This is a genomic window from Pseudomonas sp. PONIH3 (assembly GCF_002934345.1).
GTDB classification, from domain to species: Bacteria; Pseudomonadota; Gammaproteobacteria; order Pseudomonadales; family Pseudomonadaceae; genus Aquipseudomonas; species Aquipseudomonas soli.
Map to the genome: position 1 here is coordinate 5,416,994 of NZ_CP026386.1, position 13,532 is coordinate 5,430,525.

Annotated in this window: 7 protein-coding genes; 3 read left to right on the top strand and 4 right to left on the bottom strand. The window is 63.2% G+C overall.

Annotation, left to right across the window (positions count from 1 at the left end):
- Positions 1 to 19: 19 nt before the first annotated feature.
- Complete coding sequence (gene rluB, locus C3F42_RS25065) at positions 20 to 1,084, top strand: 23S rRNA pseudouridine(2605) synthase RluB (RefSeq protein WP_038706581.1); 1,065 nt, start codon at positions 20 to 22, stop codon at positions 1,082 to 1,084.
- A gap of 722 nt (positions 1,085 to 1,806) precedes the next feature.
- On the top strand, positions 1,807 to 3,225 hold the full coding sequence (locus C3F42_RS25070; RefSeq protein WP_023632492.1) for an amino acid permease: 1,419 nt from the start codon (positions 1,807 to 1,809) through the stop codon (positions 3,223 to 3,225).
- Between the two features lie 72 nt (positions 3,226 to 3,297).
- Here the strand turns inward: C3F42_RS25070 and C3F42_RS25075 are convergent, their stop codons facing one another.
- On the bottom strand, positions 3,298 to 4,179 hold the full coding sequence (locus C3F42_RS25075) for a LysR substrate-binding domain-containing protein (protein ID WP_038706580.1): 882 nt from the start codon (positions 4,177 to 4,179) through the stop codon (positions 3,298 to 3,300).
- Between the two features lie 151 nt (positions 4,180 to 4,330).
- Between C3F42_RS25075 and C3F42_RS25080 the strand changes: the two genes are divergently transcribed.
- Positions 4,331 to 7,348, top strand: coding sequence for an FAD-binding and (Fe-S)-binding domain-containing protein (locus C3F42_RS25080; protein WP_094011860.1), 3,018 nt, complete (start codon positions 4,331 to 4,333; stop codon positions 7,346 to 7,348).
- Positions 7,349 to 7,482: 134 nt separating this feature from the next.
- On the opposite strand, the gene C3F42_RS25085 is transcribed toward C3F42_RS25080, so the two are convergent.
- The 3 genes from C3F42_RS25085 to C3F42_RS30005 form a co-directional block, all read right to left on the bottom strand.
- Entirely contained in the window at positions 7,483 to 8,685 is a 1,203-nt protein-coding gene (locus tag C3F42_RS25085; RefSeq protein WP_038706578.1) for an MFS transporter, read from the bottom strand.
- A gap of 125 nt (positions 8,686 to 8,810) precedes the next feature.
- A complete protein-coding gene (locus C3F42_RS25090; protein WP_094011861.1) occupies positions 8,811 to 13,079 on the bottom strand; it encodes a deaminase domain-containing protein in 4,269 nt (1,422 codons plus the stop codon).
- A 160-nt stretch (positions 13,080 to 13,239) separates the two neighbouring features.
- Positions 13,240 to 13,368, bottom strand: a complete 129-nt coding sequence (locus C3F42_RS30005; protein ID WP_023628479.1) for a hypothetical protein — start codon at positions 13,366 to 13,368, stop codon at positions 13,240 to 13,242.
- Positions 13,369 to 13,532: the final 164 nt, after the last annotated feature.

The following is a 13,532-nucleotide window of genomic DNA, read 5'->3' on the forward strand; positions in this document are numbered from 1 at the left end:
TACACCGGGAGGTGCCCAGATGAGTGACAAAGACCTGCAAGACCAACAACCTACCCCGCCGTCCGGCGAAAAGCTGCAGAAGGTGCTGGCGCGCATCGGCGTCGGCTCGCGCCGTGACGTCGAGGCCTGGATCGGCCAGGGCCGGATCAAGGTCAACGGCGTCGAGGCCACCCTCGGCCTGCGCGTCGACCTGCACGACGCCATCACCGTCGACGGCAAGCTGATCAAGCGCGTCGAAGCCGCCGAGGCGACCCGCCGCGTAATCATGTACAACAAGCCCGACGGCGAGATCTGCACCCGTGACGACCCGGAAGGCCGCCCGACCGTGTTCGACCGCCTGCCGCGGCCGAAAGAGGGCCGCTGGATCAACATCGGCCGCCTGGACATCAACACCACCGGCCTGCTGCTGTTCACCACCGACGGTGAGCTGGCCAACCGCCTGATGCACCCGTCTTATGAAATGGACCGCGAGTACGCAGTGCGTGTGCGCGGCGAAGTCGACGACGACATGGTCGACCGGCTCAAGGCCGGCGTGGTGCTCGAGGATGGCCCGGCCAAGTTCACCGATATCCAGAAGGCGCCAGGTGGCGAAGGCTTCAACCACTGGTACCACTGCGTGGTGATGGAAGGACGCAACCGTGAGGTGCGTCGCCTGTGGGAATCCCAGGGTGTGGTGGTCAGCCGCCTGAAGCGCGTGCGTTTCGGCCCGGTGTTCCTCAACTCCGACCTGCCGATGGGCCGCTGGCGCGAAATGAGCCAGGGCGAGATCGACATTCTCGCCGCGGAAGTCGGCCTGCAGCCGGTGGCACTGCCGGAAATGAAGCTCAAGGCCAAGGACAAGCTCGAGCGCCTGCAGCGCAAGTCGACCCGTCCGCTGGGGCGTGGCGAGCGCGTGCGCACCCTGCGTCCTGCCGCCGAAGGCCAAGCCGAGCGTCCGGCACGTGCGCCGCGTGAAGACGCAGCGCCGCGCAAGGGCAACCGCGGCAGCACGGTGGCCGAGCGTCCGAGCGAGATGCGCAAGCGTCCGTCCCGTCCTGAAGGCGACAAGCCGGCAGGTCGTGGTCGCGGCAAGCCGCGCGGCTGATTCGGCCCGGTAGCGAGAGAGCCAGCCTTCGGGCTGGCTTTTTTGTGCCTGCGGTAAATGGCCCATCGCGGGGCAAGCCGCTCCCACGAATAGTGTGCGCATCGAGGCAGCGGGCCTGCCCCGCAATGGGGCGCAAGGCGGCCCCAAGTACTTGAACGGACAGAAAATTTCCCGACTAGTGGCAAATTTTCAAACCACCTTGTAAAGAAAATTATACGTTTTTGGGCGTTTTGCCCGGCTTAGCTGTGCTTTTCCATTCTTCGTCACAAAATCTTTCCAAAGCCTGCGCGCCAGAGCCTCCCCGGCCCTCTCCACCCCCTTCCCAAACCCCCGCCCAGGCGCTGAGATAGCGCCATTGCCGTGTGCAGAGCCAGGCAGGATCGCCAGGCACTTAAAACAACAAAATGGAGGCGCCATGCACGCCGATCACTCCGCCTTTTCAGGCCTTCACCCCAGGAACGCTGCGTTTTTTCCACAGGAAACGATGCAACGCGTTGACGCCTGCGCGTTTGCAGGGGTATACAATGCGCCGCGTTTTACCTGTGACTCCCTTGCGTACCGCGCACGCTTGCTGACACCCGGTTGATCCGCCCCTGGCCACCAAGGCCACGAGCGACTGCCCGTCACAAGTATCCAAGGTAACCACCTTGCCCATTCCGCTGCGCCACGAGTGCGGTGGGTCCGATTCCGTCACAGATAAAAACAAGCAGGTGACTTCGTTCATGAGTGGACATAACTCACAGTCCGGCGAACTCAAGCGTGGCTTGAAGAACCGCCATATCCAATTGATCGCCTTGGGCGGCGCCATCGGCACCGGGTTGTTCCTGGGCTCGGCCGGCGTGATGAAGTCCGCCGGTCCGTCGATGATCCTCGGCTATGCGATCTGCGGCTTCATCGCCTTCATGATCATGCGCCAGCTCGGCGAGATGATCGTCGAAGAGCCGGTGGCCGGCTCCTTCAGCCATTTCGCGCACAAGTACTGGGGCGGTTTCGCCGGTTTCCTGTCGGGCTGGAACTGCTGGGTGCTGTATATCCTGGTGGGCATGTCGGAACTGTCGGCGGTGGGCAAGTACGTCCACTACTGGTGGCCGGAAATCCCGACCTGGGTAACCGCGGCGGCGTTCTTCCTGCTGATCAACGCGATCAACCTGATGAACGTGAAGTTCTTTGGCGAAGCCGAATTCTGGTTCGCCATCATCAAGGTGGTGGCCATCGTCAGCATGATCGGCCTGGGTGCCTACCTGCTGACCAGCGGCAGCGGCGGTCCTGAAGCCTCGGTGACCAACCTGTGGGCCCATGGTGGTTTCTTCCCGCACGGTGTCAGCGGGCTGGTGATGGCGCTGGCGTTCATCATGTTCTCCTTCGGTGGCCTGGAGATGCTCGGCTTCACCGCCGCCGAGGCCGACAAGCCGAAGACCGTGATCCCCAAGGCGATCAACCAGGTCATCTACCGCATCCTGATCTTCTATGTCGGCGCCCTGGTAGTGCTGCTGTCGCTGACCCCATGGGACAACCTGGTGGCGAGCATCGACGCCTCCGGCGGCAGCTACGGCAGCAGCCCGTTCGTCCAGGTGTTCTCGTTGCTGGGCAGCGACGTGGCGGCCCACCTGCTGAACTTCGTGGTCCTGACCGCGGCGCTGTCGGTGTACAACAGCGGCACCTACTGCAACGCCCGCATGCTGCTGGGCATGGCCGAGCAAGGTGATGCGCCGGCGGCGCTGGCCAAGGTCGACCGCCGCGGCGTGCCGGTACGTTCGATCCTGGTCTCGGCAGCCGTGACCCTGATCGCGGTGCTGCTCAACTACCTGATGCCGCAGAATGCCCTGGAGCTGCTGATGTCGCTGGTGGTGGCGACCCTGGTGATCAACTGGGCGATGATCAGCTACTCGCACCTCAAGTTCCGCCAACACCTTGACCGCACCGGCCAGAAGCCGCTGTTCAAGGCCCTGTGGTACCCTTACGGCAACTACCTGGTGCTGGCGTTCGTGGTGCTGATCCTGGGCATCATGCTGCAGATTCCGGGCATCCAGGTGTCGGTGTACGCGATGCCGGTGTGGCTGGTAGTGATGTATGTGGCCTACCAGCTCAAGAGCAAGCGTGGCTCCCAGGCCAATGGCGCTGCCGGCAGCATCGCCAAGTAAGCGCTGAGGCGCACCAACAAAAAACCCGATGCCGAATAACCGGCATCGGGTTTTTTGTTGCCTGTGCAGGCCTCAGATCTGTTCGAGCAACCAGCCACGAAACGCTCGCAACGATGGCAATGCCTCGTTCCTGGGTGGATAGATCAGGTAGTAGCTACGCTGGCTGGCAAACGGTGTGCCCGGGCTGAACAGTTCGCCGCTGGCCAGTTCCTCCTGCACCAGGATCCTGGGCACCAGGCCAATGCCTATGCCTGCCCGAACCGCCTGTATCAAATGCGAGGTCAGCTCGAAACTTGGCCCAAGGCGCATCGCCCGGTGGGGCAGGGCATGGTGGGAAAACCACTCGCCCCAGGCATGGGGGTTATTGGCGACGTTGAGCAGTACTTCCTCGCTGATCCTTTGCGGGCTCCATTGGCCATCCGCATTGGCTTCGGGCGGCAGGATCACCACCAATTCCTCGGCATGCAGGCGATGGCAGATCAGTCCGGGCAGGTCGTGGCTGGCAACGCCGATGGCCGCGTCGATTTCGCTAGTGTCGAAGTTGATGGCTTCGATACGTGAATGAATGTGTACCAGCATGCCGGGGTGAGCGCCGTAGAAGGCATGCAGGCGCGGTAGCAGCCATTTCGAGCCGAAGGTCGGCAGCGTTGCCAGGCGCAGGGTTCCGACGCCCGACTGATAGGCCAAGGCCTGCAGGGTGGCGCTGCGGATGCGCCCGAGGGCTTCGCTGAGTTCGCGCTGGTAGAGGCGGCCGACGTCGGTCAGTTGCACCTGACGCCCCTCGCGGCGAAACAGGGTGAGCCCCAGCTGTTGCTCCAGTGCCTGCACCTGCCGGCTCACCGCGCTCTGGGTCAGCGACAGCTCGGCGGCGGCGCGGGTATAGCTTTCATGCCGCGCGGCGGCCTCGAAAGCCAGAAGGAGCGACATCGAAGGGGTGAGGTGGCGGTAATTCATTCATAAAGCTCATCGATAGCGGCAGGAATATCCGTTTGCCCCTGGCGCGAAACTACAGGAACATTGACGTATTCGAAATCCTCCCATGATCCATTCATACCGGAGCGACAAGATTTCCGTGAATTAGCCGATATCAAAGAGGCATCCTTCGATGATCGCCCAGCTGCCGCCCCGCGCGCCCGCCGCCCAATACCCCGAATTCCTCGACGCCCTGAAGAACAGCGGCTTCCGTGGCCAGATCAGCGCCGACTACGGCACCCGCACCGTGCTGGCCACCGACAACTCGATCTACCAGCGCCTGCCCCAGGCGGCGGTGTTCCCGCTGGACGTCGACGACGTGGCGCGGGTCGCCACGCTGATGGCCGAGCCGCGTTTTCGTGACATCAAGCTGACCCCGCGTGGCGGCGGTACCGGCACCAACGGCCAGTCGCTGACCGACGGCATCGTCGTCGACCTGTCGCGGCATATGAACAGCATCCTTGAAATCAACGTTGAGCAACGCTGGGTTCGGGTGCAGGCGGGTGTGGTCAAGGACCAGCTGAATGCCGCGCTCAAGCCCCACGGGCTGTTCTTCGCCCCGGAGCTGTCCACCTCCAACCGCGCCACCGTCGGCGGCATGATCAACACCGACGCCAGTGGCCAGGGCAGCTGCACCTACGGCAAGACCCGCGACCACGTGCTCGAATTGCACAGCGTGCTGCTCGGCGGTGAGCGCCTGCACAGCCTGCCGATCGACGATGCGGCGCTGGAGCAGGCCTGCGCCGCCCCAGGCCGGGTCGGCGAGGTGTACCGCATGGCCCGCGAGATCCAGGAAACCCAGGGCGAGTTGATCGAGAGCACCTTCCCCAAGCTCAACCGCTGCCTGACCGGCTACGACCTGGCGCACCTACGCGACGATCAGGGCCGCTTCAACCTCAACAGCGTGCTGTGCGGGGCCGAGGGCTCGCTGGGCTATGTGGTCGAGGCCAAGCTCAATGTGTTGCCGATCCCCAAGTACGCGGTGCTGGTCAACGTACGCTACACCAGCTTCATGGACGCCCTACGCGACGCCAATGCGCTGATGGCGCACAAGCCGCTGTCGATCGAGACCGTAGACTCCAAGGTGCTGATGCTGGCGATGAAGGACATCGTCTGGCACAGCGTCGCCGAATACTTCCCGGCCGACCCCGAGCGCCCGACCCTGGGCATCAACCTGGTGGAGTTCTGCGGTGACGAACCGGACGAGGTCAACGCCAGGGTCCAGGCCTTCGTCGCGCACCTGCAGGCGGACAAGAGTGTCGAGCGCCTGGGCCACACCCTCGCCGAAGGCGCCGAAGCGGTGACCCGCGTCTATGTGATGCGTAAGCGCTCAGTAGGGCTGCTGGGCAACGTAGAGGGTGAAGTGCGCCCGCAGCCGTTCGTCGAGGACACCGCGGTTCCGCCGGAGCAACTGGCCGATTACATTGCCGACTTCCGTGCATTGCTCGATGGCTATGGCCTGGCCTACGGCATGTTCGGCCATGTCGATGCCGGTGTGCTGCACGTGCGCCCGGCGCTGGACATGAAAGACCCGGCCCAGGCCGCGCTGGTCAAGCCGATCTCCGATGCCGTGGCGGCGCTGACCAAGAGCTATGGGGGCCTGCTGTGGGGCGAGCACGGCAAGGGCCTGCGCTCGGAGTACGTGCCGGAGTACTTCGGCGAGCTGTACCCGGCGCTGCAGCGGCTCAAGGGCGCGTTCGACCCGCACAACCAGCTCAACCCGGGCAAGATCTGCACCCCACCGGACAGCGCCGAAGGCCTGACCTCGGTGGATGGCGTGACCCTGCGCGGCGACCTGGACCGCAGCATCGATGAGCGCGTGTGGCAGAGCTTCGGCAGCGCAGTGCACTGCAACGGCAACGGCGCCTGCTACAACTACGACCCCAACGACGCCATGTGCCCGTCGTGGAAGGCCACCCGCGAACGCCAGCACTCGCCCAAGGGCCGTGCCTCGCTGATCCGTGAGTGGCTGCGCCTGCAGGGCGAGGCGAACATCGATGTGCTCGCCGCCGCCCAGCGCAAGGCCTCCTGGCTCAAGGGGTTGCCGGCGCGGCTGCGCAACAGCCGTGCGCAACGGCAGGGGCAGCACGACTTCTCCCACGAGGTGTACGACGCCATGGCCGGTTGCCTGGCGTGCAAGTCCTGCGCGGGGCAGTGCCCGATCAAGGTCAACGTGCCGGATTTCCGCTCACGCTTCCTCGAGCTGTATCACGGCCGCTACCAGCGTCCGCTGCGCGACTACCTGATCGGCTCGCTGGAGTTCACCATCCCGTACCTGGCTCATGCGCCGGGCCTGTACAACGCGGTGATGGGCTCGAAGTGGGTGAGCAGGCTGCTGGCGGACAAGGTCGGCATGGTCGACAGCCCGCTGATCAGTCGTTTCAACTTCCAGGCCACCCTGACCCGTTGCCGGGTTCAGGTTGCCAGCGTGCCCGCGCTGCGTGAGCTGACCCCGGCCCAGCGCGAGCGCAGCATCGTGCTGGTGCAGGACGCCTTCACGCGCTATTTCGAGACGCCACTGCTGGCCTCGTTCATCGAGCTGGCCCATCGCCTGGGGCACAAGGTGTTCCTCGCGCCCTACAGCGCCAACGGCAAGCCGCTGCATGTGCAGGGTTTTCTCGGTGCCTTCGCCAAGGCGGCGGTCCGCAACGCCACCCAGCTCAAGGCCTTGGCCGACTGCGGCGTGCCGCTGGTGGGGTTGGACCCAGCGATGACCCTGGTCTATCGCCAGGAGTACCAGAAGGTCGATGGCGTGGAGTGCCCGTCGGTACTGCTGCCCCAGGAGTGGCTGATGAACGTGCTGCCCGAGCAGGCGCCGTTCAAGGCCGACAGCTTCCGCCTGATGGCCCACTGCACCGAGAAGACCAATGTGCCGGCCAGTACCAGGCAGTGGGAGCAGGTATTCGCCCGCCTGGGGTTGAAGCTGGTCACCGAGGCCACCGGCTGCTGCGGTATGTCTGGTACCTATGGGCACGAGGCGCGTAACCAGGAGGTCTCGAAGACCATCTTCGAGCAGTCTTGGGCGACCAAGCTGGACAAGGCGGGGGAGGCCCTGGCGACTGGGTATTCATGCCGCAGCCAGGTCAAGCGCATGACCGAGAAGCAACTGCGCCACCCGCTGGAGGTAGTGCTGCAGTTCGCGCAGCGCTAGTGATATTGTCGGGGCCGCTATGCGGCCCAATCGCCGGCAAGCCGGCTCCCACTCTGATCGCATAAGCCCGAGACATGCGCTAACCCTGTGGGAGCCGGCTTGCTGGCGATTAGGCCGGTGAAGCTACAGCCGAATCAGGATTGATGTGCACTTTGGCGCATCCGCCGCGCCTGGCGATACAGGTACAGGCTCAGCACCAGCCCGCACGCCGCCGCCCCAGCCGCAAACAGGAACATCGAGGCAAAGCCGAAGCCAGCCGCAACGGCGCCCACCAACGGTCCGGTGATGCCCAGCGACAGGTCGATGAACAGCGAGTAGGCCCCCACCGCCGCGCCGCGGTTGGCCGCCGATACCTGGTTGACCGCCTCCACCCCCAGTGCCGGGAACACCAGCGAGAACCCGAAACCGCTCAACGCTGCACCCGCCAGGGCCAATCCGGGCGTCGGCGCCAGCCATAGCATCAGCAATCCCAGGGTTTCCACCGACAGGCAGGCGACAGCGACGCGAAAACCGCCGATACGGTTGATCAGGTGGCCAAACAGCAGTCGTGCACAGATGAAGCTGGCGCCGAACAGGCTCAAGGTCAGTGCGGCGTCTGGCCAATCGCGGCTGGCATAGTACAGCGTGATGAAGGTGGCGATGGTGCCGAAGCCGATCGAGCCCAGGGCCAGGCCAGCTCCATGGGGGAACACTTTTCCCAGCACCCGCAGGAACGGCAGGCGAACGCCGGCGACCACCGGCGCGGCGCGTTTGGGCCAGGCCAGCAGCAAGCCGAGCGCGCCCAGCAGGATGATGCTCGCGCCCATGCTCCACAGGCCCAGTTGCTTGACCATCAGCACCCCCAGTGGCGCGCCGATGGCCAGTGCGCCATAACTGGCGATGCCATTCCACGAAATGACCTTGGCAGTGTTCTGCGAGCCGACCCGCCCGATCCCCCAGCCGATTGAACCCGATCCCACCAGGCTTTCGGCGCTGCCCAACACCAGGCGGCCGACGAACAGGCAAGCCAGGCTCATCCAGGGCAGGTGGGTAAGGAAGCTGCAGGCCAGCATCAAAACGCCGCTCAGGCCGCAGCCGAACAGGCCGTACATGACCGCTTTCTTGCTACCGAGGTTATCGATGACGCGGCTGGCGGTGGGGCGGCTGAGCAGGGTGGCCAGGTACTGCACACTGATCACCAGGCCCGCAATCACGGTACTGAAACCCAGTTCGTTGTGTACGTAGCCGGGCAGCACGGCCAGCGGAATGCCGATGCTCAGGTAGCCGATGAAGGTGAACAGGACAATGGCGACCACCTGGGGCGTGGTCGCGAGGGATGAAGGCCGATGCTCGGGCATGAGAGGTTCCGGAACCGATAAAGCGAATGCCGGGACATCATAGCCGCGCAGGCCAAGGTTTGTAGATGAAGGATTTCGTTGGAAGCGATGGCCGCCTTGACCACCGCCAGATTCTCTCGCAAGCGTCAGTTGTTGTACGGCAGCAGCCAACTGACGCTGAACTCGGCATTCGGGTAGTCAAGGCGTAGGCGGGGGAGGACAAAGCCGCCACAGGAGCGGCAAGTATCCATCAGGGTGAAGACCTTGATGCTGGCCACGTCGTCGGGCCGGTTGAGAAGGTCCTGGTTGATCGTCGAGGCGATCAGGCGCTCGGAGTCCAGGTGGCGGCGGTGGTTCCTGATGGTCAGCCAGTTGGCGCGTCGCAATACCGGGAGATGAGTGAAGCGTGGGTCCGGGTCCACCCCCTGCATGCGTGCGCGGGCGTCGATGTAGTCGATAGGTGGATGCTGGCCGGGCGCAGGGGTGGTGACAATGATTCCCCTTCTGGCCCGGCCGCCGGAAAGTGCGAAGTACACGCGGCGATTGCCGTTGCCGAAGGTGACTGTGGCGAAGGCCAGGTTGGCGCCCGACAGATGTTGCTTCAATTGTTCCATGCCGTCATCAGTGAGCATCTGGGCTAGGGTCATCGGGGCGTACTCGGCACGTGTGCCTGAGGCCGGCAGCAACCGATTGAGGATGCCGTTTACATGCAATTGCTCCACGGTGGTGAACCTGGCCAGGTTATGGAAGCGGGGGATGATTGATTTGTTCAGCCCCATCACGTCGGTGAGTGAAAAACCGGCCAGGCCATCCTGGGCATGGGCTGATGTCAGAATATTACGTGCGAAGAGTGGGTACTGCGATTCCTCCATTTGGTCGAGCGCACTATGCAGGGCGGTCGGCCCGGTGGGGGGCGCGGTGCGTCGCTGGTGGCGCATCCAGTCGCGCAACAAGCCTGCGAGGTTGTCGATGTCTTGTTGCAGGTCAGGTCGAGAGGCCACTATTCGATAGGTTTCGCTGACGTCAAGATACTGGGTGATGGCGTCGAGGTTAGTGACCCGGGTGAATGTCAGGCGTGTGCTTTGCTCTGGCACGGGATATCGGGTAGGGCTCAGCGTGCCATTTAGCAGGGCTGCTACCTGACTGCGTTGCCAAGCCTCGAAATCGAAAGGTGTGCCATAGAATACGCCGGTATCGGCTTCGACCAGCAACCAGTCCCGATCGCGATAGTGTACGCGAGCACCGCGCAAGGTACGCCGATCAGCGAGCACTCGGCTCAGCCTGCCAAGCCTTACGGGTGGGCAATGGCCGGTGAGCAGCGCGACTTGGTCGGCTGTCATGGAGGCGGGTAGGCCAAACCAGTGCTCGCTCAGGGGGTAGCCAGGCACTCCCTCGTTGTAACAGTGCGCAATGTTGGGTAACCCCATCAAATCGGCGTCTTCATCACTCAACGGTTTGAGAATCAAGCGTTGGGTGTGGCGGCCCCTGTTGGGCATCACTTCCTCGGTGTACTGCACCAGCCGGTTCTCCCTGATCATGACGTGGGCAACGCTATCGCTGTTCGCGCCGTTCGCCCGGTAGGTGATCGGTACTGGTTCGATGCGAATGGTCTCGAATGCCCGGCTGACCTGCTGGCCGTACGCTGGCGTGCCGGCTTGGTTGGCAACAGGCGCCAGCTGTATCGCAATCCCCTGTGGTGGCGCGTCGGGGTAAGGGGGGGGCAGGCGCACAGGGGGCTGTGACCACAGCAATGGCGTCTGTGGTACACGCTGGGCCAAGCCTGCGGATTGACCGATCCGGTGGCGGTAGGCGACACCATTGATGATTGCGTCTACATGATCAGGGTCGCGGAGGATAAAGATCGGGTAGACCACCGGGTTGGACGTCTTGTCCCAGGCCCGGGTGATATCCTCGCCTTCGCCGAGCAGCAGCGTGATGACATCGGGTTTATGGCCGGGTAGCAGTTTTTCTTGAGGGAGTACTGCGCCGAGCTGTGCGCGGGCACTCTCATCGAGGGCGCCGCTCCAGCTTCCGGAGCCTGCGCCATGGCGATACAGCTTGGCGGGTATCGGCTGGTCTTTCCAGTACCTGGCGGCTTGCAGCATTCCAAGGCGCATGGCGCTGGCGCTCTTGCCGGCCATACCATATAGCCTCGCCAGGGGCCTTATGATGCGCCCACCGAGGGCAAATGTTGAGCCCAGGGCGCCAAGGGCGTCCAAGCCGCAGCTCAGGGCTTCGGTACCACTGCGAACGTCCGCGCAGCTGAGTCCTGGCACACTGTTGGAGAGCAGTCTTAACAGATAGCGCCCCGTGCTGTCCTTGCGCTTTTCGGCAAGAAAAAGTTCGAGAGGCGTTGCGCCCTTGCCGCTGCTGTAAAGCTCATCGCGGTTCCCCAGGGCCACCGAAGTGGCGTAACAGCGGGCCAGTGCCTGCAACCGGTCTTCGTTCGGTGCACTGGCCAGCGCGACAGTTTCTGCAATGGAGCTGGTGTGCCAGGGGAGATCGACTTCGTTGTACTCCCGGTAGTCGAAATGAAGTGTTGCGGTCCATACCGCGCGCCGCTGTGCGGTAACGACGTGGCGGCGCCATTTCAATGTTTCCGGAAACAGTTCATAAAGGGTATCTGCCGCCTCCCCGGGAAGATAGACGACTATCCCTTGGGTGCCGATTTCTGGCTTCCAGTCAGAGGCCGGCGAGTGTTCCTGCCTGGGAATGCCGCCTTTGACAGGACCTATGTAGGTCGGCCAAGTGACCGCATGGCACTGCCACCTGCCGTCACGCAATTGGCGCTGAGCCGTTTGCGGAAGATGGCGCAGCAAGCGGTGCATCATGTCTTCGTAGACTGCCTGGGCGCGTCGTTGCCACGCCTTGAATTCATGGTCGTAGAGTGCCGTGGCGTCAGGCAGTTTGCTGTGCTGGTAGCCAGCGCCGTGGTCCAGATAAGCGTTGAGGTGCAACTGTTTGTCCGCATTTCTGCTGTCAGGCGCGATCCCCGCCTGGCGTAGTTGCCAGCTGGCAAGATCGAAACGATCAGGCAGGTCCCGCAAGCTTTCTCGATCCCACGCAATGAGGTAGTGGTCATAAGCCTGTTGCCAGTGTGATTGCGACCATGGCGGCGACTCGGTGAGGATACCCTGCAACTGCGCCCACTCAGCGAGGGTTTGGGCCAGAACCCGTTCGAACACCGCGGTGTCCTTCTCAGGCAGGTTGGTGGCGCCCTCCGCAGCGTCGAAGGTCACCGGTTTGCGCCGGGCCTGCAACAGGTAGGCGCCTTGGCGCAGGTTGGCCCAGCGCAAGTCGGGCTCATACAGATAGTCAGGGGAGTCATCGTCGATCAGCAATTCTGGCGCGAAACGGCGTATCAGCAGTTCGGCGGCGATTTCCGCCATGGCGGGTACACCGCCGAGATGCATGTAGAGACTGTTGACCAGGTCGAGCCGAATCTCGCTGAAGTGTTCGTACTTGTTATGGGCATTGAACAGCTCGAAATCCAGAATGTGGCCTGGTCGGCGCTGCTCCGCTGGATAGAGTGCATCGATCAGCGCCTGCTCAGCGAGGGCGCGATGCAGTGCAGCGGTTGTCGGGGTGTAGTCCCCTTGGGCTGCCGTCGCCAGGCGCTGGCCCAGGCGTTCGAAAGCTCTGGCGCCAAGCAGCGCTTCGACGACCTGTCCAGGCGGTGCATTCAGGGCCGAACCGTCCATTGCGATGCGCCCAGAAGGGTTCGCCAGCCCGCCCGCCTCGCGCTCGCGAGTGGTGGGATGCCTGTATCGCAATCCTTGGTAGTAGAACGACGCCTGCGCTTGGTTGAGCAGCTTTTCGAACAGGCTGCTGCCGGGAGCATGTGCGAACAGGTGGCCGGCGAGGAGCGGGAGATCAAGGTACTTGCTGGTTTCCAGGGGGGCGTGCCAGCCGCGGTTGGATGCTGCGGTCAGTTGGCCGCGAAGCAGCAGCGTTGCTATGAGATAGGCGTCCGTCCGTCTGAGACTCGGGTAATGGTGCCAAAGTGCTTGGCCAAAGCTGCAGACTGCATAAGAGGCGTCCAGATGCGCTCGTGGAAGCAGTTCGGGAAACTTGTGGGTGTCGGCGTCTTTGATGAGCTGTCTGGCCAAGCTTGCATAAAACAGCGCGCAATCGTCCAGGTTCACCTGCAGGGACGTTTCACGCCCTAGAAAATGATTAAGGTGCTGTTTAGCGCTGTCCTTGGCCAGAGCTGCATCCAGGGCGCCTTCAAGCTCCAGGTCAAGCAGCGTTGACGGGTAAAGTGCGCCAAGATCGAATGCTCGATCAAAATGGTCGCTCAGTGAGGTGGCGACGTCTTGTGCGCCGGAAAGCTCACTGATGACAACGACCTGTGCCGGGGTAAGTGCGCGAATCCTAGCCCTTTCGGCAGAATCGAGGGTCGAGCGACGTGACATGGCGGCCTCCGCTGTGTGAAAGGCGTCAGTCTGTCGAAACCGGGTACGGCCAGGGCGGTGCCAGGGCACCACACACTGGTGGGGAGCTGGCGGTGTGAAAACGTGATGACGGGGATATCCCGCAGGTCAGCCGTTTTCACACTGTCGCAGGGGTGCGCGGCTATTCCTGGTCGGCGCTGGATTGATCGTCACCGTCCTGCTCGACGCCGGGCGTCGGTTCAGCGTGGACAGCAACGGATTGCTCTTCAGGGTTCAGGCTTGGGAAGGGAAGATTCGGGATTTCATGCATCTCGTCGTTCCTCGCAAGTGTGAGTGAAAAGGCAGCGCTTGGCGCATATGAGGCTTCGAAAAGCTGGGGCAGGATACAGCAGTCTGGATGACAGTTTGCGATTTTTCATGGGCGCTGGTCGATTTTCGCGGGCGGCTATCGAACATCGGGAAGCAGGAAGGGCG

Excerpts from the sequence above, each read along its gene's own strand:
- rluB (WP_038706581.1), top strand. The coding sequence starts at position 20 with ATGAGTGACAAAGACCTGCAAGACCAACAACCTACCCCGCCGTCCGGC.
- C3F42_RS25070 (WP_023632492.1), top strand. The coding sequence starts at position 1,807 with ATGAGTGGACATAACTCACAGTCCGGCGAACTCAAGCGTGGCTTGAAG.
- C3F42_RS25075 (WP_038706580.1), bottom strand. The coding sequence starts at position 4,179 with ATGAATTACCGCCACCTCACCCCTTCGATGTCGCTCCTTCTGGCTTTC.
- C3F42_RS25080 (WP_094011860.1), top strand. The coding sequence starts at position 4,331 with ATGATCGCCCAGCTGCCGCCCCGCGCGCCCGCCGCCCAATACCCCGAA.
- C3F42_RS25085 (WP_038706578.1), bottom strand. The coding sequence starts at position 8,685 with ATGCCCGAGCATCGGCCTTCATCCCTCGCGACCACGCCCCAGGTGGTC.
- C3F42_RS25090 (WP_094011861.1), bottom strand. The coding sequence starts at position 13,079 with ATGTCACGTCGCTCGACCCTCGATTCTGCCGAAAGGGCTAGGATTCGC.
- C3F42_RS30005 (WP_023628479.1), bottom strand. The coding sequence starts at position 13,368 with ATGCATGAAATCCCGAATCTTCCCTTCCCAAGCCTGAACCCTGAAGAG.